Source organism: Oceanobacillus longus (assembly GCF_042650085.1).
Classification (GTDB): domain Bacteria; phylum Bacillota; class Bacilli; order Bacillales; family Amphibacillaceae; genus Oceanobacillus; species Oceanobacillus longus.
In genome coordinates this window covers 396,280-421,090 of sequence record NZ_JBHSAO010000011.1, presented here as the reverse complement: position 1 = coordinate 421,090, position 24,811 = coordinate 396,280, and the positions used below count along the sequence as shown (strand labels likewise).

The following is a 24,811-nucleotide window of genomic DNA, read 5'->3' as shown; positions in this document are numbered from 1 at the left end:
GACCTGACTTTAAGCATAAGTGGTATGAATTTCAAGAATGAAAGAAGCTAGGGGCATAAAATAAAGCCCCTAGTTTCTTCCTCTTTTCTGTATAATAATAGATGAGTTTATATTTATGTGTTCGGACACCATAATGCGCACCTACTTTATGCTCTGTACTTAAATGCTCCCAGTTACGGTAGTACATGGAAGTCTGCCAAACCTCTGGTGTATTATTCTCCAATACGGAACGCAAGCTTCTGCCTTGCATGGATTCTGAAATATCAATTCTTGCAAAATCAAGGCAGGTATCAGCAAAATCCATAATCAAAGCGAACGTGGTGGGGTCAGGCGCCATAGCCATCAGAGTGAACTAATTGTCCAAGCAACAATGCTTGAAAACATCGCATTAAAAATTCGACTGCCTTCGTATTAAAACGCTGATTTAATCCCTCTGTAGTTATGCCTACATTGAAATGAGAAGATAACTTTGCCACACTCTGTGAGGCTTTTCTCACCAAAGGAATCACTTAAAAATGAACAAAGGAGAAGAAAATACTCTGGTTTTAGTTTGGTTTTTCTTTTCATAATGTCTGTCTCTTGATCCCGTAGCTGAATCTGTTCAGTGGAAAACCTATTTTGAAGTTCATCAGCCAATAATTCAAATTCTTTTTCTCTATCTAAATAAGTTGCCAAAAAACGCTCCTCCTCAGAAGTTTTTTTGAAAAGAAGCATATGGAAAAACGTGGCATTTGTCTATAAAAATGCTTAACTTGATGGCTATGGAGTCTGCCCCACTTCCCTGTTCCTTTGCCCTGCCAGAAATCCAATGACCTCTTCTAGATCTGCGGTATAAAGGAGTGTATTTGTAAAATCATACATCGCGTGATGTTCCACTACGAGATATTCATCAGGAGGAATGGTATTAAATAACTTTTTCCATATGAATTTCTTTTCCATCTTTTTTGTTTCTTCATTAATTCTATCGCTATCGATCTTTAAAACAGCAAAACTTGGAGCTTTAATTTCAGTAGTTGGAAACTTTTTCTCTAAGGGAACGATAGATTCTGAAGTTAGTTGAATCTCTGTGGTGACCCCAACGTTTTCTGATTCCTCCAATCGATCAACCAAATGTTCATATTCATTTTCATCTAGCTCTTCTTCAGTAAAAATCGCAATACAATAACGATCCTCTTCTGCCTTCTTTTTAAAAAGCATATGGCTTCACCTTCCTTTTAGACAGATTGCATCTCTTTAACCCTCTCCATAACGCCTAGTATTTCACGCATCAAACGTTTACCAGATGCTTGTTTGGCTTCCAACCACTCGATTCCATCTTCATTAATCATTCTTAACGTCCAGTTAAAGGATGGGGAAGACAGCACATGTGCTCCTTCAATACTCCAATTATTATTCATTTGATAGAACATCATTAAACGATTGGTATGCACTTTACTTTGCAAGGATCTATTCAATTGCTTAACTAGTAAACTATCTTGTTCCAATTCATTGTTAGCTGCCACTTGCTCTATATTATATATTCCTCCATCTTTGGAGTAGCGTTTATAATCATTTGGGATGATAAGCAACCTTTCATCCATACGAGTAGAGAGATTTTCGATTCCCATGAGCATTCTAGGTATAATGATTTGCCTCCACGTCCAATCAGGGGAATGGTGCACAACAACGCTAAATTCTGCTTCATTTACTTTCATACATTCGATTACGCTATCATCGCTAAAATAGAACAAGCTTTGTTTTTTATCATCTGTTACTATTTCCGCAACTAGGTTAGTTTTTGCCAAAACCCACATGGCACGAATGAATTGATCTTTAAATTTCAATTCTCCATCTATATAATCAACTAATTCTAATTTATGTAGCTTTTTAAATGTTCTTTCCCATTCCTTCTCCATCTCATCGATCCGATGTTCTGGGAATGGATAGGAGATACCGATCAATACTTTACCGCCCAGCATTTTTACTAATAGATAGAGGTCTTTCGTTGTTAATGTCCAATGTGTCATTCGCTTTCTCCTCCTCCCATCGTTTATATGTATTAAAAAATATTACTGATTTTTTCTGTGCTTTTTTGGTAGTCCGAACTCAGGGTATACTTTCCGAACAGCCTCCTGATTCTTCTTAATGAAAAAGAAACGATGGATAGAAATTGAAAAAAACGCAGTCAATATGGACATAATTGATACCCCTGAAATAATGATAATGTTGAAAATCGAATCGGTCATAAAGGATGCCATCAGAATCTGAGCAATAACATAACCAATACTAGAAGCGGTTAGAAAGGGTGATAGATTCATTTTCGATTTTGATCCATTCTTCTGAAGCTTTGCATAGTTCCCTGAATATAACATTTTTATATTGAAATATTGAAAGAATACTAATAAGCAGATTAGTAATAAAAGACCTACGAGAAAAGGTATTTGGCTTTCAACTCCTATATTTACATACAATAATTTCTGTATAACCAAAAAGTAAATATATGTATTTACTACACTGTAAATGCCAAAAAATAAATAGTAGGATTGCTCAAATTTATAAGGAGCTACGATATATAAAATAGCCCATAAATGCAGAAGTCCTACCGGAATGATAGCAGGCCAAAAAAACTGAAATGAAAAGGGTTCGCCTAATATCGGTAGTAACCCCATTATATCCAAAAATATAATAAAAAAAGCGATAATATTCCCTCTATTTTCTCGTGGTGTTTGTAAGTTTAAATAGGATGCTGTAATTTTATCTATCGCTTGTCGTTTGTTCAATTTTACACCTCTTTATGATGATATTACTCTTTCTGATATTAATCGAACCATGAACCAATCTTATTCATGATGCCTGTGGTTCCTTTCTTAATAGCATCTCCGATTGAATCTGATTTTCCATCATTATCCACGTCCATAAATTTCATATCACTTAACAACGTGGTTACGACAATCCCTGCCGCAGCACCTACAACCGCTCCTACTGCTACCCCCACAGGACCACCAATGAATGTACCTGCAAGTGCCCCTGCTTTTGCCCCAGCATAGGCAGAACCCGCGATAGATACTCCCGCGACAGCAACATCTCCGGTTACATTCCCTGCAATTTCAGTTGCCGAATCATTTCGTTGAATACCATGAACAATATCTCCAACAACGGTCGTTCCTACTCCAATATAACCTATTTTATTACTGGCGAATTTAAAGGACTCTTTTACATTTGTCAAAGGATCAACTTGCTTATAAAGCTTTGTATAATTAGTAGCATTCGCCCCTGAATATGTCCTTTTTTTTATGTTGTTCAATTCAGGCCTGTCTACATTTACTCGAACTCTTCTGTCCCCTTGCGCTGTCGTATAGTTCGTTCTTGTCACTCCATAGCCTTGTCTAGCTAAGTTCACATTCTTTGAAGCTCCATATGCAGTTGCAGCAAACATACCTAGATTTGTTGCAGCATTAACTGGCTGTTCTCGCCATTGATCAAAGTTAACCCCCAGAGTTGGTGTCGGATCCCACTCCGGTCGGTATCCATTTACGGTGTCTGAAGCTTCTACACCATTCTCCACAAACCTTGGATGATTCATTAACGCGTCGTAAGGGTCCATCGCGCCTCTATTCGTTGCAACATGAGGGTTATATCCGGTATTCGGTTGATACGTATCAATAGCAATTCTTCCACTTGAGAAGAGGCCATGTATTTGTTGAATATATTGATTCATCATTTGAATGTCCTGATCAATAGGATCGAGGGAACTGGACTGACTTTGATCAAATTCGATGAGTTTTTCTACCGTTTGGTCTTTCTGTTGTCTAGCAAAATTAACTTGTTGAAGAAAAGTGTCATCTTTAAGCTGAGGTAATGAGATGATATCCTGAACACGTTGAATCGCTTGATTAGACTCATTTGTTAATTCGATTACCATATCTCTGGCTTGATTCAATCCGTTCTCAACGTCCTGTTGAAGAAAGCCTTCTTGTATAACCCCATTTTGAGCCGGTTCTAACAATTGGAGCTCATTTTTTATATTTTTTAACGTTGATGCATATGTACCGATCATTTGCTGATAAAATGCTAGAAATGTTTGATGGGCATCTTGGTAGAAAGCTCTTATGGATTGACCTCCTTTTCCTTTAAAAGAGGAATCCTGAGAGATAAAGTGACCGATTGCAGATTCAATTTCACTCATTTGTTCTTTTTGCTGGTCTAACTTAGCAACGATTCGTTCTATTCCTGATTCCAGAGACATGACATCCAGTGTTTTCATCCCTATTTCTCTCCCTACCTAACTTTAATTTGTGAAGATATTTCTCTGTCGGCATCTGCCATACCCTGTACAGATTGACGAGTCAATTCTTCATTTCGTAGGAGTAGCTCTTTATAACTCTGAACCATTTGTTCTAAACTGTGATTTAATTCGTTTAGTTTCGCCACCACATCCAAGCGATTACCATTTCCGATATTAGTCGGGATAGCTGGTTGAAGAGAGTCTGTTGTAGCTTTAATTTTTGAAAGGTTTTGCTCTATCTCACTCTGGTTAACTCTAATTTCATTCCCCATGAAGAAACCTCCCTACAAAAGTATTTATTTTAAATGGGTCATTTACTATTCTATTCAGCTACTGATTTTAATCTGACAATCGTCTGTTCAATCGATTGAATTTCACTCCGTAAATGTTGCATCTTATTACTTAGCATAGAGAAAACTTCATTAAATTGATTGTTTTCTATGTCTGTATAGGAATGGAGCATCCCTTCCATTCGTATCTCTTCAAATTTCTTTGCAAGTGTTCCTTGCCACGTAAATGTTGAAAGTTCAGGATTCATGATGGGGCCAATAAAACTGGAAAACTCCTGTTTATATCCTTGCAGCTTGCTTTGACAATCCTGCAGCCTTTGAAGCTGCTCCCGTTTTTCTCTTAAAAGCCCATAATAATAAAACAAAGACAAGACCTTTCACCTCTCAATCCTAACAAATAACGTCTCATATAAACCCGTTTATAAAATTTTCAATCTCTTTAATTTTAACATAGGAAGAAAAATGCCAGAATAGTAAATTAGGTTTATTTAACCATTTAAACGAGTCCATTTTCCTAGTTATTTCATATTTCCGTGCTTATTTTGTCTTACTTTACAGTAGGTCTTTCAAGTCAATATAAAAAGCGAACACAAGATACTGGTATCTTCTTCATAACCTGCTGCTTCATAAACCTATAATAAGGGGTATTATTCCGTTTTTTGTAAGTAATTGTCGTACGATTATCTATAAAAGTAGATTCTATTCTTGATATAATCATTCTAAACAAATGATATAAAACGTATCCTAGAAATGAGAATGAGACCAATGGAGTTGAAAAGATGGCCAAACTGACGGTTCCTTTATTACTTTGCTTTACCTTTCTTTTATCTAACCAACCATTTCAACAGCCAGAGATACAGGCAGCTAGCACACCGGACCCCCTTAAAGAGAATTATTTTGCTACTATGGATTTGTCTACAATTGTTAACCAAGTAATAAATTATGAAAATACGGTAACAATCAGCGCTGCAGGAGATGTCACGATAGGCAGTGATGATAGCTTTGGATACGATGGTACATTTCATCATGAAGCAGACGTATCTGGCCTTGATCATTTTGGCAAAAATGTTGCCCCCATCTTTGAAGCAGACGATTTGACGATTGTGAATCTAGAAACCACGTTAACTACCAGCCTAAATAAGGCGGAGAAAACGTTTCGATTTGCTGGAAAACCTTCCTATACTGAAATATTAAGTTTATCGAGTGTAGAAGCAGTAAATCTCGCAAACAATCATACGTTTGATTACTTAGAAAAAGGATACGAAGACACGGTTACCAATCTGAATACATACCAAATCGATTCATTCGGATATGACAAATATTTTCTAAAAAAAATAAATGACATAACGATAGGTGCATTGGGATATAACGGATGGAATGATACAAGTGAAGTACGTCAGCAGATGGAAAAAGATATCGCCTCACTAAAAGAACAAGGTGCACAAATCGTTATTGCTAACTTTCATTGGGGAGATGAGCGACATTATCATCCGAATGCCACACAGCAATCTCTCGGGAGGTTCGCAATTGATGCAGGCGCAGATTTAGTACTTGGCCACCATCCACACGTTGTACAAGGGATTGAGGAATATAAATCAAAATATATAGTTTATAGTCTAGGAAACTTTATGTTTGGTGGAAACCGAAACCCGGATGACAAAGATACATTTATTTTTCAACAAACCTTTCACTTTGGCTTTGATGAGCTAACGGATCAGAAGGATATAAAGATTATCCCAACAAGTATTTCTTCCGTTACAAATCGAAATAACTACCAACCGACACCATTGGAAGGAAAAGAAGCAGAACGTGTGCTGAATAAAATAGTAACACTAAGTGAAGAAATACCCGAGAATGATTTTGCTTATAAAGATTATCGTATGGAGGAAAGTATTGCTGTATTTTCGAATGGGGAATCGGTTGAACAATAAAAGAAGGGACAGAGGGACAGGTTCACTGTCCCAAGATTATCTGAAAGTAGTTGTAGGACGACGTGCTTGATTCGCATGCTCCTACAAAGGTTGTATCCAAAAGCCTCCAAAGTCTTTTCAGAAAAGGGACTTGATTTTGGCAATGGTTTACATACAAAACTGGGACAAGGAACCTGTCCCTCACGTCCCTTACTGAAATTAAAGCTCCAAGTTATGCTGTTTTAAAGATAGAATTGGATTGCGTCAATGAGGAGACTAAAAAGATGGAAAAGAAATTCAAGTGGAAAAAATTATTTAATACCATTGATCCTGATGAATACTTCGTAGTGGAACATAATACGATGTATGATTTTACAAACACACTCCTATATACCACAAATCTAGAAGAGGTAATTGAATTTCTGGCAGGCCAAAGAAACAAAAGTAGTTAAATTATTTATTTCTCATTAACTCAAGTAGCTTCATTCATCGTTGCCTATGCCCTTGTCCCGCCTTACATAAATCATTTTGACCCATTGCCCTCGTGTCCTTTTTATAAATATTTTAATAAAGACTATCTTTTTTTCTGTTACGTGTTATAATAAAATTAACTTATTGATGTTCGGTTTAGCAAAACAAGATATTTGTAAAACTTACTAGTGATTATCATCGTCTTGAATTATGATCTTGAACCAAAAAGTAATAAACGTGCTATAAAGCACAGAGGAGTTTTTATAATGAGTAACGGTACAGTTAAATGGTTTAACGCAGACAAAGGTTTCGGTTTTATCGAGGTTGAAGGTGGAGAAGACGTATTCGTACATTTCTCAGCAATTCAAGGCGACGGTTTCAAATCATTAGATGAAGGCCAAGCAGTTTCTTTTGAAATTGAAGAAGGCAACCGCGGACCACAAGCAGCAAACGTTGAAAAAGCGTAAATAACATGATGAAAGCTCTTCTCATATGAGAAGAGCTTTTTTAGTTTAGGGACATGGGGACAGGGACACTGGACCACAATTAGCTTGGTAGAGCTCCCTCTACACCTCAGGTTGAAAGAATATTTCCCTTTCCCTCCATCAATCAACCCGCTGAATAACACTTTTATATATTCCTTTATCCTTGATAACTGTCTTAATGACACACCTTTCATCTGGTCCACATCCCCCGTGTCTTCTTTAACCGTAAGCTACTCAATATCCAAGTGCTTCTTTAGCGTCTCCGATTGCTTTACCCGTTCTTCCTCAGGCACAATGTAATAATAAACACCCTCTTCTTCCTTGCCTTCCCCGTTTATTTGGATTTGCTCCATATTGTGTCGTGTTTCAGAATAGTTTGCTCGAATTTCCTTCATATCATCAAACGTTAAATTGGTTTTGACATTATCGCCAATGACATCTAAGATGCTTCCATAGTTTGTGAGTGTTTCGATATGTACCGCTTCTTTGATAAAAGCCTGAATGATTTTACGCTGGCGTTCTTGACGACCGAAGTCTCCCTGTGGATCTAAAGAACGCATACGAGAATACTTGAGGGCCTCTTCCCCGTTCAATTTTAGCTCACCGATTGGGAAGTCTGTCCCGTCATAGAAAAAGTCCAAGGTGTTATCAACAGTCACCCCGTCAACCGCATCGATCAGATCTTTAAAACCATTCATATCCACTTCCACGTAGTAGTCAATCGGGACATCGAGGAAGTTCTCAATGGTTTTAATCGTGATGTCAACTCCTCCGTATGTATACGAATGATTGATCTTATCCTTTGCTTCTTTGCCTATCATGTCGGTGTATGTATCACGAGGGATACTTACCATTTTAATCGATTGATCTGTTGGATTTGCCGTTAATAGTATAAGTGAGTCTGGGCGACCGCGGTCTCCTTCGCGTTGGTCTACCCCTAGTAATAAAATGGAGATGGGATCCCCCTCTGATAGATCAACCACACGTTGCTCTGCTTCTGTACGTTTCAGTGGTTCATGTGTTTTTTCGAGTGTGCCGGTAACAGAGTTATATACGGAAAATCCGTAAGCGCCTGCACCTAGTATAAGAAGAAATATAATTCCAAGTGTAATTTTAAAGCCTAGCTTTCTTTTTTTCGGGGACGGGGATGTGTGTTTCTCCTTCATTCAAACACTTCCTTTGCAGTAATCTGGCTTTATTTTAGCATCTAAAAAAAGATAAGGATATTAGACAAAATGCCTAGAGAATCGACAAAATAGTTATTTTCCCCTCCATCGGTATTATGGGACTGGTCAGAGGGGTTCACTTTAGTAACGATATAATACTTCTATAGGGAGATTTGTAAAAAAAACATGAAGAATCGTAAGTATATTTTCGAATATCGTTCGTTAATTAATAAAAAGAGGTCTTCAAAGAGGAAATAGAACTAGAAAAATAGATTAATAGGTAATAATGCGGTGAAGAACGCTTGGAAGGTGAATAGAATAGCTCATTGTTTCATTGGAACCCGCTTGTTACACTTTAATAGGAAAGATTAGGAGAACCTACGCCGTTTGATATCTATGGTTTTTTTAACTAGAAAACGACATAATTCATTGTGAAATATGTACAAAGTATTTTACTACATTAGTGAGTAGGTAGATTTTTTTCATTTGTGCATATGTAAGATTAAAAAAATAACATGAGGTAGATAACAACATGAAAAAGCGAATGTTCCGCAGAGGAAGTAAAAAAACAAATTTGTACCCTGAACCCGTTCAAAAGGATTTTATTTTTAAAAATGCATCTGGAAAACGATGGAATCTCTTAATTGTTTCATCCGTTGTTCTCGCTGTTCTATTAGCTCTCGTTATCGGATTTTTAGGTTTAGGTCTTTATGCGAATCCACAACTTCCTAACTTGGAAACAAACGAAACGGATGAATTTTCACAGATCAGTCCTTCAGAAACCATGGCGTCCAATCAGGATGAATTAGCAACCACCGCTACGGATGAGGAATTTCTCCAGCAAGCAGTTCCCTATCAGGATGATGTTTACGCATTCTATGTGAATTGGGACAGCAACAGTGAGCAATCGCTCAGGGAAAATATTGAAGCAATCGATGTTTTGATTCCGCAATGGTTAAGTTTGAATTCTGAATTGGAGATTGAAAGCGATATTCAACCGGAAATTATAGAGCTTGCAAAAAAGAATGATGTGAAGATCGTACCGTTAATACATAACATTGAAAATAAAAAATGGAATCAGGAGACCGTTCATAACCTTTTAAACTCTCCTGAAGAACAAGAAAAATTAATTAAAAACCTGCATGAACTCATAAACGAGCATGACTTTGACGGGATCAATATTGACTTCGAGAATCTAAACAAGAACGACCGGGATTTATTGACTCAATTTATAAAGGATTTGTACACGACTTTTCATGATGATGGTCTCTCCGTTTCCATCGCTGTACCGGCTGCCAATGAGGCTTTTGATTACGAGGAATTAGAAAAGTATGTTGATCAGATGATGGTGATGGCATACGATGAGAATGTGGACAACCCTGGCACGATTGCTTCTTCATCGTGGTTTACAGAAATTCTCTCTAAATTGCCCAAAGAAAAGCTGATTGTTGCGATTGGGAATTATGGGTATGACTGGGAATGGGAAAGTCAAGAACCTGGAGAACCCGTATCCTTTGATGACGTCACAAGACTGGCCGAAAAAGCAAACTTGGACATTCAATGGGATGATATGAGCCAAACGCCATACCTGAAATATATGGAGAACAACAAACTACATGAAATATGGTTCCAGGACAGTGCAACCTTCTACAACCAATTGAAAATATCCATGGAGGCTGGCGCGCAAGGAATTGCACTCTGGAGGCTCGGATCGGAGGACCCCTCTGTTTGGGATGTTCTGAAAGGGAAAAAATTAGAAGAATTGCTTATTGTCAAGAATGGAGGAAATATCTACAGCACAGGAGAAGGGAATATCTTCCGGGCGACAGAGAGTTGGAAAGAAGGAAAACGCAGCCTTCAGTTTAATGAATCTGGCTTTATTACGGGTGAAACGTATGTTGAAAGCCCTGTAGCCTCCGAGTTTGAGCGATTAAGCCATCCGGGAGAGAAAGAGATTGTGCTAACGTTTGACGATGGACCAGATCCTGAATATACGGAAGACATATTAGATATTCTGAACCAGTACCAAGTAAAGGCTTCCTTCTTTATGATTGGTAATAAGGCAATCGACAATCAAGGTATTGTTGAACAAATCCATCGGGAAGGCCATGAGATTGGCAACCATACGTTTTCCCATCCAAAAACAAATGAAATGTCCGGTGAACAGTTAAAGCTTGAGCTAAATAGTGCCCAACGCGTTATTCAAGGAATTACGGGACATACCACTTCCTTGTATCGGTCCCCCTATGGAGATGAAGAGGCGAAGTTTATGCCATCCCGTTTTCAACAGCTGGAGGATGTGACAGAAATGGGGTATGTCACCGTCAATTATGATATCGATTCAAAAGACTGGAAGCTGCGTGATAGCGAGGCGATTGTAGACAATGTGCTGGACCAGGCATCCAGTGGCGATATTATTTTACTTCATGATGGCGGAGGAGATAGGCAGGCAACGCTAGAGGCACTACCTGAAATGATCGAACAGTTACAGAATCAAGGATATACGTTTGTAACGACGAGCGAACTCATGGATCAAAGCAAAAGTAGCATCATTCCTCCTGTCACAGAGGCGGAAAGTCCAATAGCAAATAGCTACAAAGTGATGCTTTTTAATATAGCAAATTTTAAAGAAGGTATTACCATTTTGCTTATCAGTGTGATTTCCATCTTAGTTCTGCGCCTTTTGGTTCTAGGAAGTTTAGGTCTTATACATAAAAAACGTGCTAGTCATCCGGTGGAGCAGTCTATGTCGTTTGTTAGTGTCATTATCCCGGCTTACAATGAAGAGAATGTCATCAATAAAACCATTGAATCAATCCTGAAAAGCAATTATCCAAATCTTGAAGTCATTGTGGTCGATGATGGTTCCAAAGACCAGACTTCCTTGGCTGTATCGCGTAAATACGATGCTGATAAAAAGGTATTTCTTTTCCAAAAGAAAAACGGCGGAAAAGCTTCAGCCATTAATCTTGGAATCCGGAAAGCAAAGGGAGATATCTTTGTTGCGATAGATGCGGACACCACTGTTTCTCCTGATTCGATTTCGGCCCTTACTCGGCACTTTTCGGATGAAAACATTGCAGCGGTGTCTGGAAATGTGAGGGTTGGGAACAGGAAAAACTTGTTAACTTCCTGGCAGCATATTGAGTATGTAACTGGATTTAACTTGGAAAAGCGCGCATTTGCCACGTTGAATTGTGTTCCAGTTGTCCCAGGAGCTTTAGGGGCATGGCGTAAACAGGTCGTTGAAGAGCTAGGCTATTTTACCGATGATACCCTTGCAGAAGATACTGACATGACATTAAAAATTATCCGCCAAGGCTATAAAGTTGTGGTTGATGAACAGGCCTATGCCTATACCGAGGCACCGGAAACGATTAAAGATTTCCTAAAACAGCGGTTCAGATGGACGTTTGGAACGTTACAATGCTTTTGGAAGCACAAGAAAGCGTTTGGAGGGTTAAAGCATAAATCATTAGGATTCATTGCCCTCCCAAATATGCTGCTATTTCAATTTATTGTTCCTTTTTTTGCACCGCTTATCGATATATTGTTTATTTTAGGAATCCTGACAGGCGCTAGCCAAAAGGCGTTATTGATTTTTGGTAGTTACTTCTTGATCGATTTTCTTGTTTGCTTCGTTGCATTCAGGATGGAGAAGCTAAGCTTGAAACCCCTATTTTCCTTGGTCTTGCAACGAATTTTCTTCCGCTACTTATTACTTTGGGTAACCTGGAAATCCTTTTTTGCTGCACTAAAAGGGACCCGAGTTGGCTGGGGGAAATTAAAACGGTCGGACGATTCCAAAGTAGAATCGGGATTGAAGAGCGAACGCATCAGCTAGGTGGGACAAGGGGACACCTCAGTTCACTGGCCCAAATACATCTACAACATAAACAATCTCTTTTCATTTTTTAAATGCATGCAAAGAGGTTGTAATATATTGATTAGCAGCCTAGGGGATAATGTTATAATATTATAATTATATGGGACGCGGGGACAGGTATACTGGCCCCCGCAGTTCTTGCCAACATACCTTCCAAACCAAAATACTTTAGCCTAAATTGTATAACTCTGAAATATTATCTCTCAACTTCCAACCTTTATCGCACAACTATGAGCTATTATTGGGCAACTTCCAGCCCTTATTGCACAACTTTGGGCTATAATCGCGCAACTTCCAGCCTTTATTGCACAACTTCGGGCTATAATCGCGCAACTTCCAGCCTTTATTGCACAACTTCGGGCTATAATTGCACCACTCTGTGTCCCCTTCTAAAACGTAATCCTTCTTTTATTATTCCTGTTTTAGATTTATAGTTGTAATACGCACTATTTAAATTGGATTCTAAAAAATTATATGTACCTATCTTCTAACATAGGAAATACTGAATCTCTTACTTAAGATTTCGCATTAACCCTGTTACAACTTAATGAGGATTATCCGGATTACACGGAGATCGATTGGTAGAAAGATTGGCACCACTCATCCAACATAACTCAAACTAGTTTTTAGTTTTACGAGAACCACCCTGCTTCCTACGGCGTATTAACAGATACGGTTGAATAAGTCTAGACTATGACTAGAACTTCCAGATATTTGGAATAAAAGGCTATCAATTTTATCTGCATGAATAATGCTTATCAAAATTGATAGCTTTTATTAATTCTACCATTCAACATAACTGCGAGGAGCCAAGGAGTGACAATACCTCCTCAAGGAAGCAAAAGAACCGTCCCCATGCTTCCTAATTATTAACTAAAAATAAACTTTTAACGGGACGCTGAAATGATAAACTATACTGGGGTTAGAGAAGAGGGGGACCTATGGTAGAACAAAGTAAAATTCTTATCGTAGAAGATGATTATGAAATTGCCCGAATCATGAGAGATCACTTAGATAGGGATGGATTTCAAGTGACCTGGGCATCGACGGGAATGGAAGGATGGGAAGATTTTAAAGCAGACGACTATTCCTTGGTAATTGTGGATCTCATGATGCCAGAGATGGATGGCTTTACATTATGTGAGACCATACGGTTAGAAAGTGACGTACCATTATTAATTGTTAGTGCTAAAAATGAGGATGAAAGCAAGATACGTGGTTTGAGTCTTGGTGCAGATGATTATCTGACCAAGCCATTTAGTCTGAAGGAATTGACTGCTCGGGTACATTCTCATCTAAGAAGATACGAGCGTTATACAAAGAAGCATTATAATGAACAAATCATTCATTATAAACATGGATTAGCCATCGATTTCTTAAATGAAGCTGTATTTTTGGATAAGGAGCTTCTGTTTCTAACAGCTAAAGAGCGGGAAATTTTGTTTTTCCTTGCTAAGAATCCATTTATCACGTTCGAAAAAGCAAAAATTTATGAGCATGTATGGCAACTGATGAATGTAGATGGAAACAACACAGTAACGGTTCATATCAAAAGCCTTCGTACAAAGCTCGAAGATACCGGGAAGCAAGCAAAATTTATCCAGACCGTTTGGGGCGTTGGATATCGCTTTATCGGAGAACAAGTAGGATGAAGATTAAGAATTGGCTTATGATCAGTTATTTGCTCGTTATGCTATTGCCGATTGCTGCTATATATTTACTCTATATTAGTCTAAGTGCCTATGATCAAGAGCGGGATTTGAAAGAGTACCTTGATTTTCAAGCTTTAGCAACTGAATTGGAAGGCGAGTTAAAGGAAGCATCTCTATATAAAATTCAGCCCGAAGAAAACTATCAGCATTTGCATCGTTTGACAGGTGATAATCTCAAGATCGATTTATATCGATATGATGGCATTCAGTTATTTTCCACGATGAGTACACCTGGGCAATCACATATTCATCAAGAGCATCAGGAGAGTCTGTTTCAGGATTTAAATGAATATCAAAAAAAGTCACGAACCTATTCACTGAAAAAGCTCGTATTTGATGATACGGATCGGCTAATTGGTTTATATGAAATCACTTTAGGTCGAAAAGATTGGGTAGAGACATCCAATCAACGTACGACGATTATGTTTATTCTATTGGGTATCTTTTTCATCGCACTCTATTCGGTGGTAATGCTCTCTTTAAACCGTAAGTTAAATCGACCTTTGTATCAGTTACAAGAACATATGAAGGCATTTGCGGCAGGCAAGAAATTAGATCAGAAACTGGTTCAATCGAAGGATGAGATCGGAGTAGTTATCACGCATTTCGAGAAAATGAAAGCACAAATACTAGAAACGAGAGATGCTCTTGCCAAGCAGCAACAGGAGAAAGAATATATGGTTGCCTCCCTGTCACATGATTTAAAAACACCATTAACCGTTATTCGAACATACACAGAAGCTTTGGAAAGTCATCATTTATCGAAGAAAGAACGAGAAGAGTACCAAATGATTCTCCATGAAAAGCTGGAATATATGAAGCAAATGATTGATGATTTATCGATATTTACCGCACTTCAGTCATCTAATAATATACTCCATACCGTAAACGTAAATGGAGATGAATTTTTTGAAATGTTGTTTTCAGGTTATGAAGAGCCGTGTTCCAAAAAAGATATCGAACTAAACACCGAACTGCATGTAAGGAATACCTACAAGCTTGACCCGAAACAAATGATTCGACTCGTCGATAATTTAATGGATAATAGCATTCGGTATACTCCGAATCATCATCGTATTTGGATGGCTGCTATTTCATCTAAAAGGCCATTACCCAATTGGGTCTTTCCAGAGTTTACAGATGAGGTGAATGCTTGGAGGGATGATGGAACTGTGATGCTTATTCAAAACGAAGGAAAAGGTATGAAGCACAGTCAACTAGAAAAGGTTTTTCAACCGTTTTATCAAGATGATACATCACGAGGAAAAGGAGCAACATCAGGTCTAGGATTAAGCATTGCAAAAATAATTATGGAAAAACATGATGGAAAAATAAAAATTTGGGCAACAGAAAATAAAGGCACATTAATTGCTTGTTGGATAAAAGAAAGGGGATAACTATGAAGGTTTCATGGAGAGTAGTTTTGATTTTACTTAGTGTTATTACATTATTATTAGGAGGCTGTTCACAAAATACGGAAGCTTCTGCTGAAGAAATCATTCACAACGCTATTGAATCGGAGAAGGATGTTAATACCTATCAAGGGAAAGCGGAGATGAAAATGTATGAAGGAGAAGAGATGACGCAGCATACTATCCTAGAAGAGTATGTTGAAGGTGAAAAAAGAAAGATTGTTACAAATGATCCATTACTTGAAGAAGAAGTAGAAGTATTAAATGATGGCACAACCATGTATATGTATGATAAAACAAATAACCAGGCATCTGAAATGGATATGACTGAGCTTGGAGACTTTGCAAGTTTAAGTCCGAAAGATCAATTCAAAGGCATGATGGAAATGATGAAAGACTCTCATACCTATGAAGTGGTTGGCGATGAAAAGGTACTTGATTATGACACCTACCATATTCAGGTGAAAGCAAAGGAAGCGGATAATTTACTTGGCGATATGGAATTATGGGTGGACCAGAAAACGTGGTTTGTTGTAAAGCTTGTGTCAGAAACTGGAGATACTCGAACAGAATTCGCGTATACCGAATTGGATTTTTCACCGGAATTTGCTGATGAAACATTTACGCTTGATATTCCAGACGATGTTGAAATTGCAAACTTAGAAGAGAGTTTTGCTCCAGATGCTGTTACATTGGAGGAAGCAGAAGAAGCGTTAGGGCAACCGTTCCTCGTATTTCCAGAGGAAGAATTTATTCTCTCAAGTATGCAAATGTATGATTTTTCAGCTGGATTGGATCGACATGAGTTGGAATTAATGTATAGTTCTAAAGAGGATATTCCGATGTTTTCGTTGTCTATATTTCCCACTCCTGATGACATGCCAGTTGAAGCAGATGATTTGGAGATTCGAGGAAATGCTGCGGAGTATGAAGAGATGATTAATAGCATTCATTGGGATGAAGATGGCTTGCGCTATATGATTTTAATAACAAATCCAGATGTAGAACAAGAAGAAGTTGTGAAATCGACCGAAAATATGATTTCAAGTTCGGAAAAGTAATCAATTGACGAGCCATAAGGTCACTATTCTTGGCATCTAGGAAAGTATTAAAATCTTTCCTGACTGCATAAGTGGTAACGAAGGCATACGCCAATTTTTCTAATATGGGAAGCAATCGCACGGAGGTTGAAGGATGAAGGAGATAGGAAGACGGGTAATTAAGCAGGTGAAAAAAGGCGACCATCGTGCATTCAAGAAACTTGTTCAGCATTACCATCAATCGGTTTATCAAATTTGTTACATGATTACTGGAGACAATAAAGTTGCTGAGGATCTAGCTAAAGATATTTTCTTGCATGTTTATTATCATATTGGCGAATGTCAAGGAACCACTAAAAAGTTTTCGTTGTGGCTGTTTCAAAAAACGGTGAACCTCGCTCAAAACCGATTTACTGAAAAAAATCAATCCCGGGCGGTTACATGTCTTTCTTTTAATGAAAATGATAAACATGATATTTCACTCTTATTAATGAACGTTTCGTTAAAAGAAAGATTAGCACTAAACCTGAAATCTAGTAATCATTTATCCGTACAGGAAATTAGCGAAGTACTGGAAATCTCTCATTCTGATACCTTAACCTATATTCGGCGTGGAAGAGAAACGATACGTGAGATGATTAGTAAGTGGGACAAAGGGCCAGGCACACTGGACCACAATTAACTTGGGTAAATTCGGTTCACCTAGGACTTATTGAAACTGCAATGGCTGCTGATACTGAAACTAGTAAAAATATAAACTACCTCATTCCGTTTTTGATTTCGGAATAGGTAGTTTTTGTAAAACTCTGGAATATTATCGCTCAACTCTGGACTGTTTTCGTGCAACTTGCGAACTTTATTGCACAACTTTGGGCTATAATCGCGCAACTTCCGGTCATTATCGCACAACTTTGGGCTATAATCGCGCAACTTCCGGTCATTATTGCGCAACTTCCAGCCTTTATCGCACAAACCTAAGCTATTTCCGCGCAACATTAACCCCCACCTGGACCAAGGTTCCTGTCCCCGCGGTTCGCAAAGGAAGCAAAAGAACCGTCCCCATGCTTCCTATTCGACATAATTCGAGGAGTGACAGGCACCACTACGAAGCTCTAGTAACAGGAACTTCATTATCCTTCACTTTTTTCTGTTTGATCAATCTACTTACAAACCAAATTGCAACAACAACCCAAAGGATCGAACCGAGTATCATTGAGATGCCATAATCCATATTAAATCCTTCTGGTGCGTAGAAAACGTAGCTACAAACAACTGCTGTCATAAATAATGCTGGTATACTACAAATCCAGTGAAACTTGTAATTTTTCACTAGATACATCGCACCTGTCCACAACATCACCGTCGCAACAACCTGGTTTGTCCACCCAACATAGCGCCACAAGAAATTATAATCAATCATGGAAAGAAACAGCACTGGCAATGCAACAGGAATGATAAGTAAAGCAACTGTCCCTTTCTTATTAAACTCTTTTTTCGTAATTTGTGTTATTAAATCTGCTAGCATCATTCTCGACGACCGAAGTGCTGTATCACCTGTCGTGATTGGAAGAACGATGATTCCCAAGATTGCTAGAATTCCACCGAATGTGCCAAGGGTAGAGATGCTGATCTCATTTACAACTCCACCAGGTCCACCTACAGCTAATGCTTCCTGAAGACCACCAGTATTACCAAAGAATGTCATACCCGCTGCAGCCCATATTAATGCGATAACACCCTCTACAACCATCGCACCGTAAAATACTTTCCTACCTTCACTTTCCTTTTTCAATGTACGTGCAATAATCGGACTTTGAGTAGAATGAAATCCAGATATCGCACCACAGGAGATCGTAACCATTAACAACGGCCATATCGGCATATCCCCAGGATGTAGATTACTTAATGTTAAATTAGGTATTGGTGTTTCGAAAAAGAACATCCCAATCCCAATGGATACAGCCATAAAAATAAGAATGGCACCGAAAAACGGATAAAGCTTACCAATAATTTTATCAACTGGTAGTATTGCAGAAAGCAATAAATAAACAAAAACGATAAGTAAACATGCCGTAAAACTAAGTGGTGTTATCGAAGAAACCAGTTGAGCAGGCGCCGCTGTAAAAGCTGCCGCCACTAAAATCATCAAGCAAATGGAAACAATCGTAATTAAAAACTTCGCATATTTCCCTAAATATTTTCCTACTAGTGTTGGAAATTGTGCACCACCATGTCTAAGTGACATCATGCCAGAGAAATAATCATGCACAGCTCCAGCAAAGATACAACCAACAACAATCCAAATAAATGCGACAGGTCCGTATAGCGCACCTAATATTGCACCAAAGATTGGTCCAGTTCCAGCAATGTTTAATAGCTGGATCAAACTCCCTTTCCACCATTTCATTGGTACAAAGTCTAAACCGTCTTGTTTGGAATAGGCAGGCGTCTCCTGATTATCATCAATACCAAAAATTAGTTCGACAACCTTGCTATATATTACATAACCAACAATCAAAAATAAGATAGACCCGATGAATGTTATCATTGCTGCAACCCCTTTGCCTATTATCTAATACGCAATATATTACACAATATTTCTGAAAAAAGCAATGTATTTAATGAAAATTTTCTTATAATTCTTAATTAAGCGTTTTCATTCGTTTATCACTTGCTATAAGTCAATTATTTATAAACAATAATCATGTTAATCCTCCCTTAAGTCTGCATCATTCACCAAATAAATGCGCGCTTGAGCATAGATATGCAGGAGGCAAACGCTGGACACCATGGGATACATTGTCAATAAAATTTTTGGAGATAAAGGTTTCGGTTTTATCGAGGTTGAAGGTGGAGAAGATGTATTCGTACATTTCTCAGCAATTCAAGGCGATGGGGTCAAATTATTAGATGAAGGACAAGCAGTAACTTTCGAAGGTGAAGAAGGTAACCACAAGCAGCAAACTTTGAAAAAGTGTAATTAAAATTATGAAAGCTCTCCTCTTAAGAGAAAAGCTTTTCATTTTAGTTTATATAAGTGAACGACCTTCTTTCGTTTCCGTTAATATGAAATTTTCTCTGTGGAATAATACTTTCAAAAGAGCATTCGTGGTGAATGCTCTCATTACCTTTCTAAAGATTCAATGATCTGTCCCTATAACCCGACCTAAAAAACCTTTCTCGCTTCAAAAAGTAAGCGAGAAAGGCCTTTTTTATTTTTTATTTAAAAACCTTCATTAATTTCCCCTCTTCTTCCAATCTTTGAGGTCTGAAACTAACTATCTACCTTTATAATTTGGTTTTTCTTTATCTACAAAAGCGCGCATTCCCTCTACACGATCTTCTGTCGCAAAATTAACTAACCATGCTTCTGCTTCTAATACTAAAGCCTTTTCCAAAGAAATCTCAATCCCATTATTGATTGCCTTCTTAGCTTGCATAACAGCTATTGGGCTATTTTTCAGTATTCTGTTTGCTAAAGCTAAGCTTTCCTCCAATACTTGCCCTGAGGACACGACTTTATTTACAATACCTAATTGTTTTGCCTCATTAGCAGTAATTCTTTCTCCTGTAAAAACAAGCTGCTTGGCAACACCAGTGCCAACAAGACGTGCAAGTCGTTGTGTGCCACCCCAGCCAGGATATAGACCAATAGTTACTTCTGGTAATCCTAACTGAACATTTTCATCAGCAACACGTAGGTCACAGGCCAATGCTATTTCTAGCCCTCCACCGAGTGTATAACCGTTTAAGGCTGCAATTACAGTCTTTCGGCTATTCTCCAATTTGTTTAAAAAGGTATGGCCTGCATATACAAACCTTTCTCCTTCCATCAGAGACATCTCTTTCATAGCAGCAATATCTCCACCAGCCATAAATGCCTTTTCCCCGCTACCTGTTATGATAATTGCTCTTATATCATCGTCTTCCTCTGCTACGTTTACAGTATAATCTAATTCAGATAGTAACTGATTATTTATAGCATTTAGTACTTCCGGACGATTAACTGTAATAATTGCTATATTGTTTTTCTTTTCATAAATGATATATTTTAATGAATTATCCATTTTATCCCTCCCCAATAGTAGACTCTTCCCTATCTTGTAGTTCGCCCTTTAATACCTTTCCAGAGTGATTACGCGGAATTTCGTCTATATACTCATAAAACTTTGGTATTTTAAAACCTGTTAATTTATCCCTACACCAATCTTTAATTTGATTACTATTCATTGTTTTTGAACCAGGTGCTAAAACAATGAACGCTTTTATTGCTTCCCCCCAAGTTCTGTCAGGGATTCCTATGACAGCAACGTCCGCAATATTTGGGTGCTCTCTTAAGACTGTTTCTACTTCATTTGGATAGACATTTTCTCCACCCGTTTTTATCAGGTACTTTTTGCGGTCAATCATCTCTAGTGTTCCATCTTGATGTCTTTGAAAGATATCACCTGTATGAAGCCAGCCTCCTTTCAATAGTTCTTTCGTCTCTATTTCTTTATTCCAATAACCTTGAATGTTGGAAGGTCCTCTAAGTAAAAGCTCACCAATTTCCTCATTGGGATTATTGCTTATATTATCAATCTCCCCTTCAAAGTTTGGCAATAAGTATCCGTATGACTTATAATTTTTCATGTTTTCCTTATAATTGATTGCAGTTACTATACTACTAGCTTCAGTAGATCCGTAAATACCAAAATAGTTACATTGAAGTTTATTTTTAATATCGGTAACAATCTTAGATGAAACAATTCCAGCCATAGATAAAAGGTTCTTGATCGTCTTAACTTTTTTCACATCATAGTATTCCGAGTATAAGAACTTACTTAATAGAGGTTCTAAAATAAACATGGTAGAAACCTCTTCTCTCTCAATTAGTTCATACACTTCTTTTTCATCAAATTTCCCTGAAGTAAATACTACCTTCCCACCATAATGGATATGAGTGAGAAAAGCTCCAAATCCCGCCACATGGAAGAGTGGGAGTAAAGCCAAGTAACTATCTTCAGAACTATTTTCAATAAAGGAATGAATATTATTATTATTCCATAACCAGTTTTGATGAGTTGCTATACATCCCTTAGGAAACCCAGTCGTTCCACTTGTATATTTAATCGTGTAAATATCTGATGTTACTACTTCTAGGTCGGGTTCATCTGAAGCAAATCCCTTCAAATCATCAAGAATATCTTTATCCTGATACAGTGGTACTTCGCAGCTATTAGCACTCGTTTTTGCAATCGGATACAAATTTTCATTTGTTATCATTAACTTAGGTGCGCAATCATTTAGGATATAATCTATCTCCCTATTATGTAACCGGATATTGATTGGAACAAAAATGGCACCTAATTTCGCAATGGCAAATACAAAAAGTCCATACGAAACTCCATTATCCATTAATATGGCTACACGATCACCTCGTTGAACTCCCTTATCTTCCATCCAATATACTATTCTATTTACCTCTGCATTTGCCTCCTGATATGTATAACTAACATTTTCAGAGACAAATACTTGATTATGAGGATATTGAACTGCATTTTTTCTCATAAGACTCCCTAATGTAAATTGACTCATATACGATCCCCCTTAGTAATAGATGAAACTCTAGTGCATTATTTAATTATATAATACTATTCTATTTGTTACAAATAGAATAAAAATTGACACAGCTCATGCTAAATACTATGTTCTAAGATTCATTGGATTAAATGAAAATTATAAATTGAATCTTCTGCGTTTTTAATGTGCATGGAGTCTGACCCATTGGCCTTGCATAAATTTTACCAATTGGTTTCAATTTTAAAATTGAGAAATGGGAACATAGCCATATATAGACCTCGTTCCCCTTTTGTTGCTTAATGGTTTTTATCTAATGAAAGTGTTTGCCTTGATAGGAGGAAGGCTAGATAATGTAATTCCAAAGAGGATTATTCCCAACACCGAGAAACTGTATATATGTTACGGTTTCGCGCAAAACTATTATAGACATAAATACGGCCATTGCCAGTTCTGAAGCACTTAGAATAGTCCCTAAACCCGTTCCCACTTTTGGCATCGATATGCTGAAAAGTAATGGTGGCAATATGACCCAATCACACCCAGGATAACTCCCCAAATCCATAGGCCTTCAAAAAGTGTACCATTCACTAAAAATTCTGGAGGGAAGAATATAAAAGTAATAACTAAAGCACCTAGCACCATATATGTACTTTTGAGGGTAGCAGGTACATTAGTCCCTACACGCCCACTCGTATAAATAAATAGTGTAAAACAAAATGCTCCTAATAAACCCCAAAGTATTCCAATATAAGAATCTGAATTAAAAGAAACGTTAACCATGTTCACGGCAAGTACGGAACCTGTAAACAACAAGAGAACCGAAAACAGCTTTTCTTTTGTTGGCTTTTTTCTCTCCATGAACCATTCAAAAAGCAATCCCACCCAAGTAAATTGAAAAAGCAAAATAATGGCTATAGACGCATCAAGGTACTGAAGGAGTCGAAGAAGGTAACCGCGGACCACAAGCAGCAAACGTTGAAAAAGCGTAAATAAGATGATGAAAGCTCTTCTCTTATGAGAAAAGCTTTTTTAGTTTTAGTTTGTTTAAGTGACTCCCTTTCGTTTCCGTAATGGAGTCATCTATAATAACATTAGAAGCTGAATAAAATAGACTGAGTGCTACTAACACCCAGCCAAAGCAACTACATGCCGCATGCGACTGACCTAAATAGTTGGTTAAGTTTTAAAAAGTAACCTATCCTAAGCTATAATTGGGCGAAGGATGGTTACTTTTTTCTTGTTTCTTTGACGATATGCGCAACTATAAGTGAGCAATTATCAATAATAAAATTCGTTGCCCAACTCTCCCACTCATAGGCTGACTTTTTTTTTCGATTCCTTGTGCTAAACGTTCTTTTGTGGGACATGGGGACAGGTTTACTGGTTCGTCTATAGAATAGGACCAATGAACCTGTCCCTGTGGTCCTTAAAAAAGACTGACAGTAGGCTCTGTCAGTCTTTTCTGCTTCTATGCATCTTCCACAACTCTCGCTACATCTCCCCCGCATTTCTTGCACTTACCCTTGAGAAGGACACCATTTTCATTATTATGGAGTGTATAGTCTACAATAGTTGTCTCAAAGCAATTTGAACAGAACACGTTATTAAGGAGCAGTTCTTGTGTATCTCTTGGAATCTTAGACCATTTTCTTGCTGCTTCAAAATCAATTACTGACATTTAGAAATTCCCCTTACCGTTAAATTACTTATGAAACCTACTATAACATCTCCTTTAGGTTATGAAAACTCATACCAAAAAGGTGGTACACGTTTAAGGTAATAAACTTTCACGCTAAAGGGATGCAGAGTAAGGCTTATTTTTGTCGTGCGTCATTTCCTTGGCTTTTCCTGGTCTTTTTAAGTCTTTATCGCATTGTTGTAATGCGGTGGGGTCTGACCCTGGATTCTCTAGGGATAGTTCTGGCATTTCAAAAGATAACCCCTAAACTCATAATCACTTTTAAAAACTCGGCTTTAAATCCTCATCGATTTGCCCATCATCATAACTTAGACATTAGCCGCTTCCTCTTCTAACCTTAATTGTTGAAGCGTTCTTTTGGTTCTTCGGAGGTGGAAAACTTTAAACATTGGATTGCCAATTTGACACAAAATGCCCAATAAACCTTGATATAACAATAAAAATGACGTGTGTCAATTCACACGTCATTTCGCTTGTCAATTTATTAATATGCACCTCAAAACGGAACCCTTTAGTTATGTCCCAGCCTCTTAAATTTCTTAAAATAATTGTAATAACTGTAAAATACCTTTGGCCCGTATCCCTGAATGTGAAACAAGAAAATAGTCTTTGACTAGCGACTCCGATTCAGAATTAACTATTCCCCTTCTACTCCCCGCTCTCTTAATTTTCGTTCCATCTGAGTGATACGGTCATTTAACTTATCATTTTCCATTTTTAATCTGCCATTATCAACTTTCAAATCTTTTATTTGCTGCTCATAATCAGCAAAAGAAGATTCACTGGATTTTGATGAATCTTTACTTTCTTCTGTTTCACCAGTGCAAGCTGATAACAAAAATGTACTTACCATTACCATTACAATTATCTTTTTCTTCATGAATAATTTCTCCTTTATACCTTATGTAAAAGAA

24 protein-coding genes are annotated in these 24,811 nt (G+C 37.7%); 9 read left to right on the top strand and 15 right to left on the bottom strand.

Annotated features, from left to right (window positions below; translation table 11 throughout):
- Positions 1 to 31: 31 nt before the first annotated feature.
- The 8 genes from ACFOUV_RS15870 to ACFOUV_RS15835 form a co-directional block, all read right to left on the bottom strand.
- Positions 32 to 343, bottom strand: coding sequence for a sulfatase/phosphatase domain-containing protein (locus ACFOUV_RS15870; RefSeq protein ID WP_379497762.1), 312 nt, complete (start codon positions 341 to 343; stop codon positions 32 to 34).
- Between the two features lie 68 nt (positions 344 to 411).
- Positions 412 to 675, bottom strand: coding sequence for a hypothetical protein (locus ACFOUV_RS15865; protein WP_379497761.1), 264 nt, complete (start codon positions 673 to 675; stop codon positions 412 to 414).
- 84 nt (positions 676 to 759) lie between these two features.
- On the bottom strand, positions 760 to 1,197 hold the full coding sequence (locus tag ACFOUV_RS15860; protein ID WP_379497760.1) for a hypothetical protein: 438 nt from the start codon (positions 1,195 to 1,197) through the stop codon (positions 760 to 762).
- A gap of 17 nt (positions 1,198 to 1,214) precedes the next feature.
- Positions 1,215 to 2,006, bottom strand: a complete 792-nt coding sequence (locus ACFOUV_RS15855; RefSeq protein WP_379497759.1) for a hypothetical protein — start codon at positions 2,004 to 2,006, stop codon at positions 1,215 to 1,217.
- A 42-nt stretch (positions 2,007 to 2,048) separates the two neighbouring features.
- Positions 2,049 to 2,759 carry a hypothetical protein gene (locus ACFOUV_RS15850; RefSeq protein ID WP_379497758.1) on the bottom strand — a complete coding sequence of 237 codons (711 nt, stop codon included), beginning with the start codon at positions 2,757 to 2,759 and terminating at the stop codon, positions 2,049 to 2,051.
- 38 nt (positions 2,760 to 2,797) lie between these two features.
- Positions 2,798 to 4,243, bottom strand: a complete 1,446-nt coding sequence (locus ACFOUV_RS15845; protein ID WP_379497757.1) for an LXG domain-containing protein — start codon at positions 4,241 to 4,243, stop codon at positions 2,798 to 2,800.
- Between the two features lie 14 nt (positions 4,244 to 4,257).
- Positions 4,258 to 4,536: a YwqI/YxiC family protein gene (locus ACFOUV_RS15840; RefSeq protein ID WP_379497756.1), complete on the bottom strand. Its 279-nt coding sequence runs from the start codon at positions 4,534 to 4,536 to the stop codon at positions 4,258 to 4,260.
- A 50-nt stretch (positions 4,537 to 4,586) separates the two neighbouring features.
- On the bottom strand, positions 4,587 to 4,925 hold the full coding sequence (locus ACFOUV_RS15835; RefSeq protein ID WP_379497755.1) for a YwqH-like family protein: 339 nt from the start codon (positions 4,923 to 4,925) through the stop codon (positions 4,587 to 4,589).
- A 408-nt stretch (positions 4,926 to 5,333) separates the two neighbouring features.
- Here ACFOUV_RS15835 and ACFOUV_RS15830 point away from each other — a divergent pair, with 408 nt between their 5' ends.
- The 3 genes from ACFOUV_RS15830 to cspD all read left to right on the top strand — a co-directional run bounded on the left by ACFOUV_RS15830 (position 5,334) and on the right by cspD (position 7,402).
- Entirely contained in the window at positions 5,334 to 6,485 is a 1,152-nt protein-coding gene (locus ACFOUV_RS15830; RefSeq protein ID WP_379497754.1) for a CapA family protein, read from the top strand.
- Between the two features lie 263 nt (positions 6,486 to 6,748).
- Positions 6,749 to 6,916, top strand: a complete 168-nt coding sequence (locus ACFOUV_RS15825; protein WP_379497753.1) for a hypothetical protein — start codon at positions 6,749 to 6,751, stop codon at positions 6,914 to 6,916.
- Between the two features lie 285 nt (positions 6,917 to 7,201).
- Positions 7,202 to 7,402, top strand: a complete 201-nt coding sequence (cspD, locus tag ACFOUV_RS15820; RefSeq protein ID WP_379497752.1) for a cold-shock protein CspD — start codon at positions 7,202 to 7,204, stop codon at positions 7,400 to 7,402.
- A 248-nt stretch (positions 7,403 to 7,650) separates the two neighbouring features.
- Here cspD and ACFOUV_RS15815 read toward each other — a convergent pair whose 3' ends face one another.
- Positions 7,651 to 8,586 (bottom strand): LCP family glycopolymer transferase, encoded by a 936-nt coding sequence (locus ACFOUV_RS15815; protein ID WP_379497751.1) that lies wholly within the window; start codon positions 8,584 to 8,586, stop codon positions 7,651 to 7,653.
- 532 nt (positions 8,587 to 9,118) lie between these two features.
- Between ACFOUV_RS15815 and ACFOUV_RS15810 the strand changes: the two genes are divergently transcribed.
- The 5 genes from ACFOUV_RS15810 (at position 9,119) to ACFOUV_RS15790 (ending at position 17,318) form a co-directional block, all read left to right on the top strand.
- Positions 9,119 to 12,430 (top strand): glycosyltransferase, encoded by a 3,312-nt coding sequence (locus ACFOUV_RS15810; RefSeq protein WP_379497750.1) that lies wholly within the window; start codon positions 9,119 to 9,121, stop codon positions 12,428 to 12,430.
- A 983-nt stretch (positions 12,431 to 13,413) separates the two neighbouring features.
- Positions 13,414 to 14,124 (top strand): response regulator transcription factor, encoded by a 711-nt coding sequence (locus tag ACFOUV_RS15805; protein ID WP_379497749.1) that lies wholly within the window; start codon positions 13,414 to 13,416, stop codon positions 14,122 to 14,124.
- The gene (locus ACFOUV_RS15800; RefSeq protein ID WP_379497748.1) at positions 14,121 to 15,581 is read left to right on the top strand and encodes a HAMP domain-containing sensor histidine kinase; all 1,461 of its coding nucleotides are present in this window, start codon (positions 14,121 to 14,123) and stop codon (positions 15,579 to 15,581) included. The genes ACFOUV_RS15805 and ACFOUV_RS15800 overlap by 4 nt, the downstream gene beginning before the upstream one ends.
- 2 nt (positions 15,582 to 15,583) lie before the next feature.
- On the top strand, positions 15,584 to 16,657 hold the full coding sequence (locus tag ACFOUV_RS15795) for a LolA family protein (protein WP_379497747.1): 1,074 nt from the start codon (positions 15,584 to 15,586) through the stop codon (positions 16,655 to 16,657).
- A 133-nt stretch (positions 16,658 to 16,790) separates the two neighbouring features.
- The gene (locus tag ACFOUV_RS15790; protein ID WP_379497746.1) at positions 16,791 to 17,318 is read left to right on the top strand and encodes a sigma factor; all 528 of its coding nucleotides are present in this window, start codon (positions 16,791 to 16,793) and stop codon (positions 17,316 to 17,318) included.
- 420 nt (positions 17,319 to 17,738) lie between these two features.
- On the opposite strand, the gene ACFOUV_RS15785 is transcribed toward ACFOUV_RS15790, so the two are convergent.
- Entirely contained in the window at positions 17,739 to 19,184 is a 1,446-nt protein-coding gene (locus ACFOUV_RS15785) for a carbon starvation CstA family protein (RefSeq protein ID WP_379497745.1), read from the bottom strand.
- 241 nt (positions 19,185 to 19,425) lie between these two features.
- Here ACFOUV_RS15785 and ACFOUV_RS15780 point away from each other — a divergent pair, with 241 nt between their 5' ends.
- Positions 19,426 to 19,620 carry a cold-shock protein gene (locus ACFOUV_RS15780; RefSeq protein ID WP_379497744.1) on the top strand — a complete coding sequence of 65 codons (195 nt, stop codon included), beginning with the start codon at positions 19,426 to 19,428 and terminating at the stop codon, positions 19,618 to 19,620.
- A 294-nt stretch (positions 19,621 to 19,914) separates the two neighbouring features.
- Here ACFOUV_RS15780 and ACFOUV_RS15775 read toward each other — a convergent pair whose 3' ends face one another.
- The 5 genes from ACFOUV_RS15775 to ACFOUV_RS15755 all read right to left on the bottom strand — a co-directional run bounded on the left by ACFOUV_RS15775 (position 19,915) and on the right by ACFOUV_RS15755 (position 24,777).
- On the bottom strand, positions 19,915 to 20,703 hold the full coding sequence (locus tag ACFOUV_RS15775) for an enoyl-CoA hydratase/isomerase family protein (RefSeq protein WP_379497743.1): 789 nt from the start codon (positions 20,701 to 20,703) through the stop codon (positions 19,915 to 19,917).
- Position 20,704: 1 nt separating this feature from the next.
- A complete protein-coding gene (locus ACFOUV_RS15770; RefSeq protein ID WP_379497742.1) occupies positions 20,705 to 22,213 on the bottom strand; it encodes a class I adenylate-forming enzyme family protein in 1,509 nt (502 codons plus the stop codon).
- Between the two features lie 456 nt (positions 22,214 to 22,669).
- Entirely contained in the window at positions 22,670 to 23,074 is a 405-nt protein-coding gene (locus tag ACFOUV_RS15765) for a hypothetical protein (protein ID WP_379497741.1), read from the bottom strand.
- Between the two features lie 592 nt (positions 23,075 to 23,666).
- Complete coding sequence (locus ACFOUV_RS15760) at positions 23,667 to 23,876, bottom strand: hypothetical protein (protein WP_379497740.1); 210 nt, start codon at positions 23,874 to 23,876, stop codon at positions 23,667 to 23,669.
- 658 nt (positions 23,877 to 24,534) lie between these two features.
- The gene (locus tag ACFOUV_RS15755; RefSeq protein ID WP_379497739.1) at positions 24,535 to 24,777 is read right to left on the bottom strand and encodes a hypothetical protein; all 243 of its coding nucleotides are present in this window, start codon (positions 24,775 to 24,777) and stop codon (positions 24,535 to 24,537) included.
- Positions 24,778 to 24,811: the final 34 nt, after the last annotated feature.

Bases quoted from the DNA above. Each gene is read 5' to 3' on its own strand.
- ACFOUV_RS15755 (WP_379497739.1), bottom strand. From the start codon at position 24,777: ATGAAGAAAAAGATAATTGTAATGGTAATGGTAAGTACATTTTTGTTA.
- ACFOUV_RS15860 (WP_379497760.1), bottom strand. From the start codon at position 1,197: ATGCTTTTTAAAAAGAAGGCAGAAGAGGATCGTTATTGTATTGCGATT.
- ACFOUV_RS15775 (WP_379497743.1), bottom strand. From the start codon at position 20,703: ATGGATAATTCATTAAAATATATCATTTATGAAAAGAAAAACAATATA.
- ACFOUV_RS15815 (WP_379497751.1), bottom strand. From the start codon at position 8,586: ATGAAGGAGAAACACACATCCCCGTCCCCGAAAAAAAGAAAGCTAGGC.
- ACFOUV_RS15810 (WP_379497750.1), top strand. From the start codon at position 9,119: ATGAAAAAGCGAATGTTCCGCAGAGGAAGTAAAAAAACAAATTTGTAC.
- ACFOUV_RS15800 (WP_379497748.1), top strand. From the start codon at position 14,121: ATGAAGATTAAGAATTGGCTTATGATCAGTTATTTGCTCGTTATGCTA.
- ACFOUV_RS15830 (WP_379497754.1), top strand. From the start codon at position 5,334: ATGGCCAAACTGACGGTTCCTTTATTACTTTGCTTTACCTTTCTTTTA.
- ACFOUV_RS15855 (WP_379497759.1), bottom strand. From the start codon at position 2,006: ATGACACATTGGACATTAACAACGAAAGACCTCTATCTATTAGTAAAA.
- ACFOUV_RS15805 (WP_379497749.1), top strand. From the start codon at position 13,414: ATGGTAGAACAAAGTAAAATTCTTATCGTAGAAGATGATTATGAAATT.
- ACFOUV_RS15825 (WP_379497753.1), top strand. From the start codon at position 6,749: ATGGAAAAGAAATTCAAGTGGAAAAAATTATTTAATACCATTGATCCT.
- ACFOUV_RS15795 (WP_379497747.1), top strand. From the start codon at position 15,584: ATGAAGGTTTCATGGAGAGTAGTTTTGATTTTACTTAGTGTTATTACA.
- ACFOUV_RS15870 (WP_379497762.1), bottom strand. From the start codon at position 343: ATGGCTATGGCGCCTGACCCCACCACGTTCGCTTTGATTATGGATTTT.
- ACFOUV_RS15770 (WP_379497742.1), bottom strand. From the start codon at position 22,213: ATGAGTCAATTTACATTAGGGAGTCTTATGAGAAAAAATGCAGTTCAA.
- ACFOUV_RS15845 (WP_379497757.1), bottom strand. From the start codon at position 4,243: ATGAAAACACTGGATGTCATGTCTCTGGAATCAGGAATAGAACGAATC.
- cspD (WP_379497752.1), top strand. From the start codon at position 7,202: ATGAGTAACGGTACAGTTAAATGGTTTAACGCAGACAAAGGTTTCGGT.
- ACFOUV_RS15760 (WP_379497740.1), bottom strand. From the start codon at position 23,876: ATGTCAGTAATTGATTTTGAAGCAGCAAGAAAATGGTCTAAGATTCCA.
- ACFOUV_RS15840 (WP_379497756.1), bottom strand. From the start codon at position 4,536: ATGGGGAATGAAATTAGAGTTAACCAGAGTGAGATAGAGCAAAACCTT.
- ACFOUV_RS15780 (WP_379497744.1), top strand. From the start codon at position 19,426: ATGGGATACATTGTCAATAAAATTTTTGGAGATAAAGGTTTCGGTTTT.
- ACFOUV_RS15785 (WP_379497745.1), bottom strand. From the start codon at position 19,184: ATGATAACATTCATCGGGTCTATCTTATTTTTGATTGTTGGTTATGTA.
- ACFOUV_RS15790 (WP_379497746.1), top strand. From the start codon at position 16,791: ATGAAGGAGATAGGAAGACGGGTAATTAAGCAGGTGAAAAAAGGCGAC.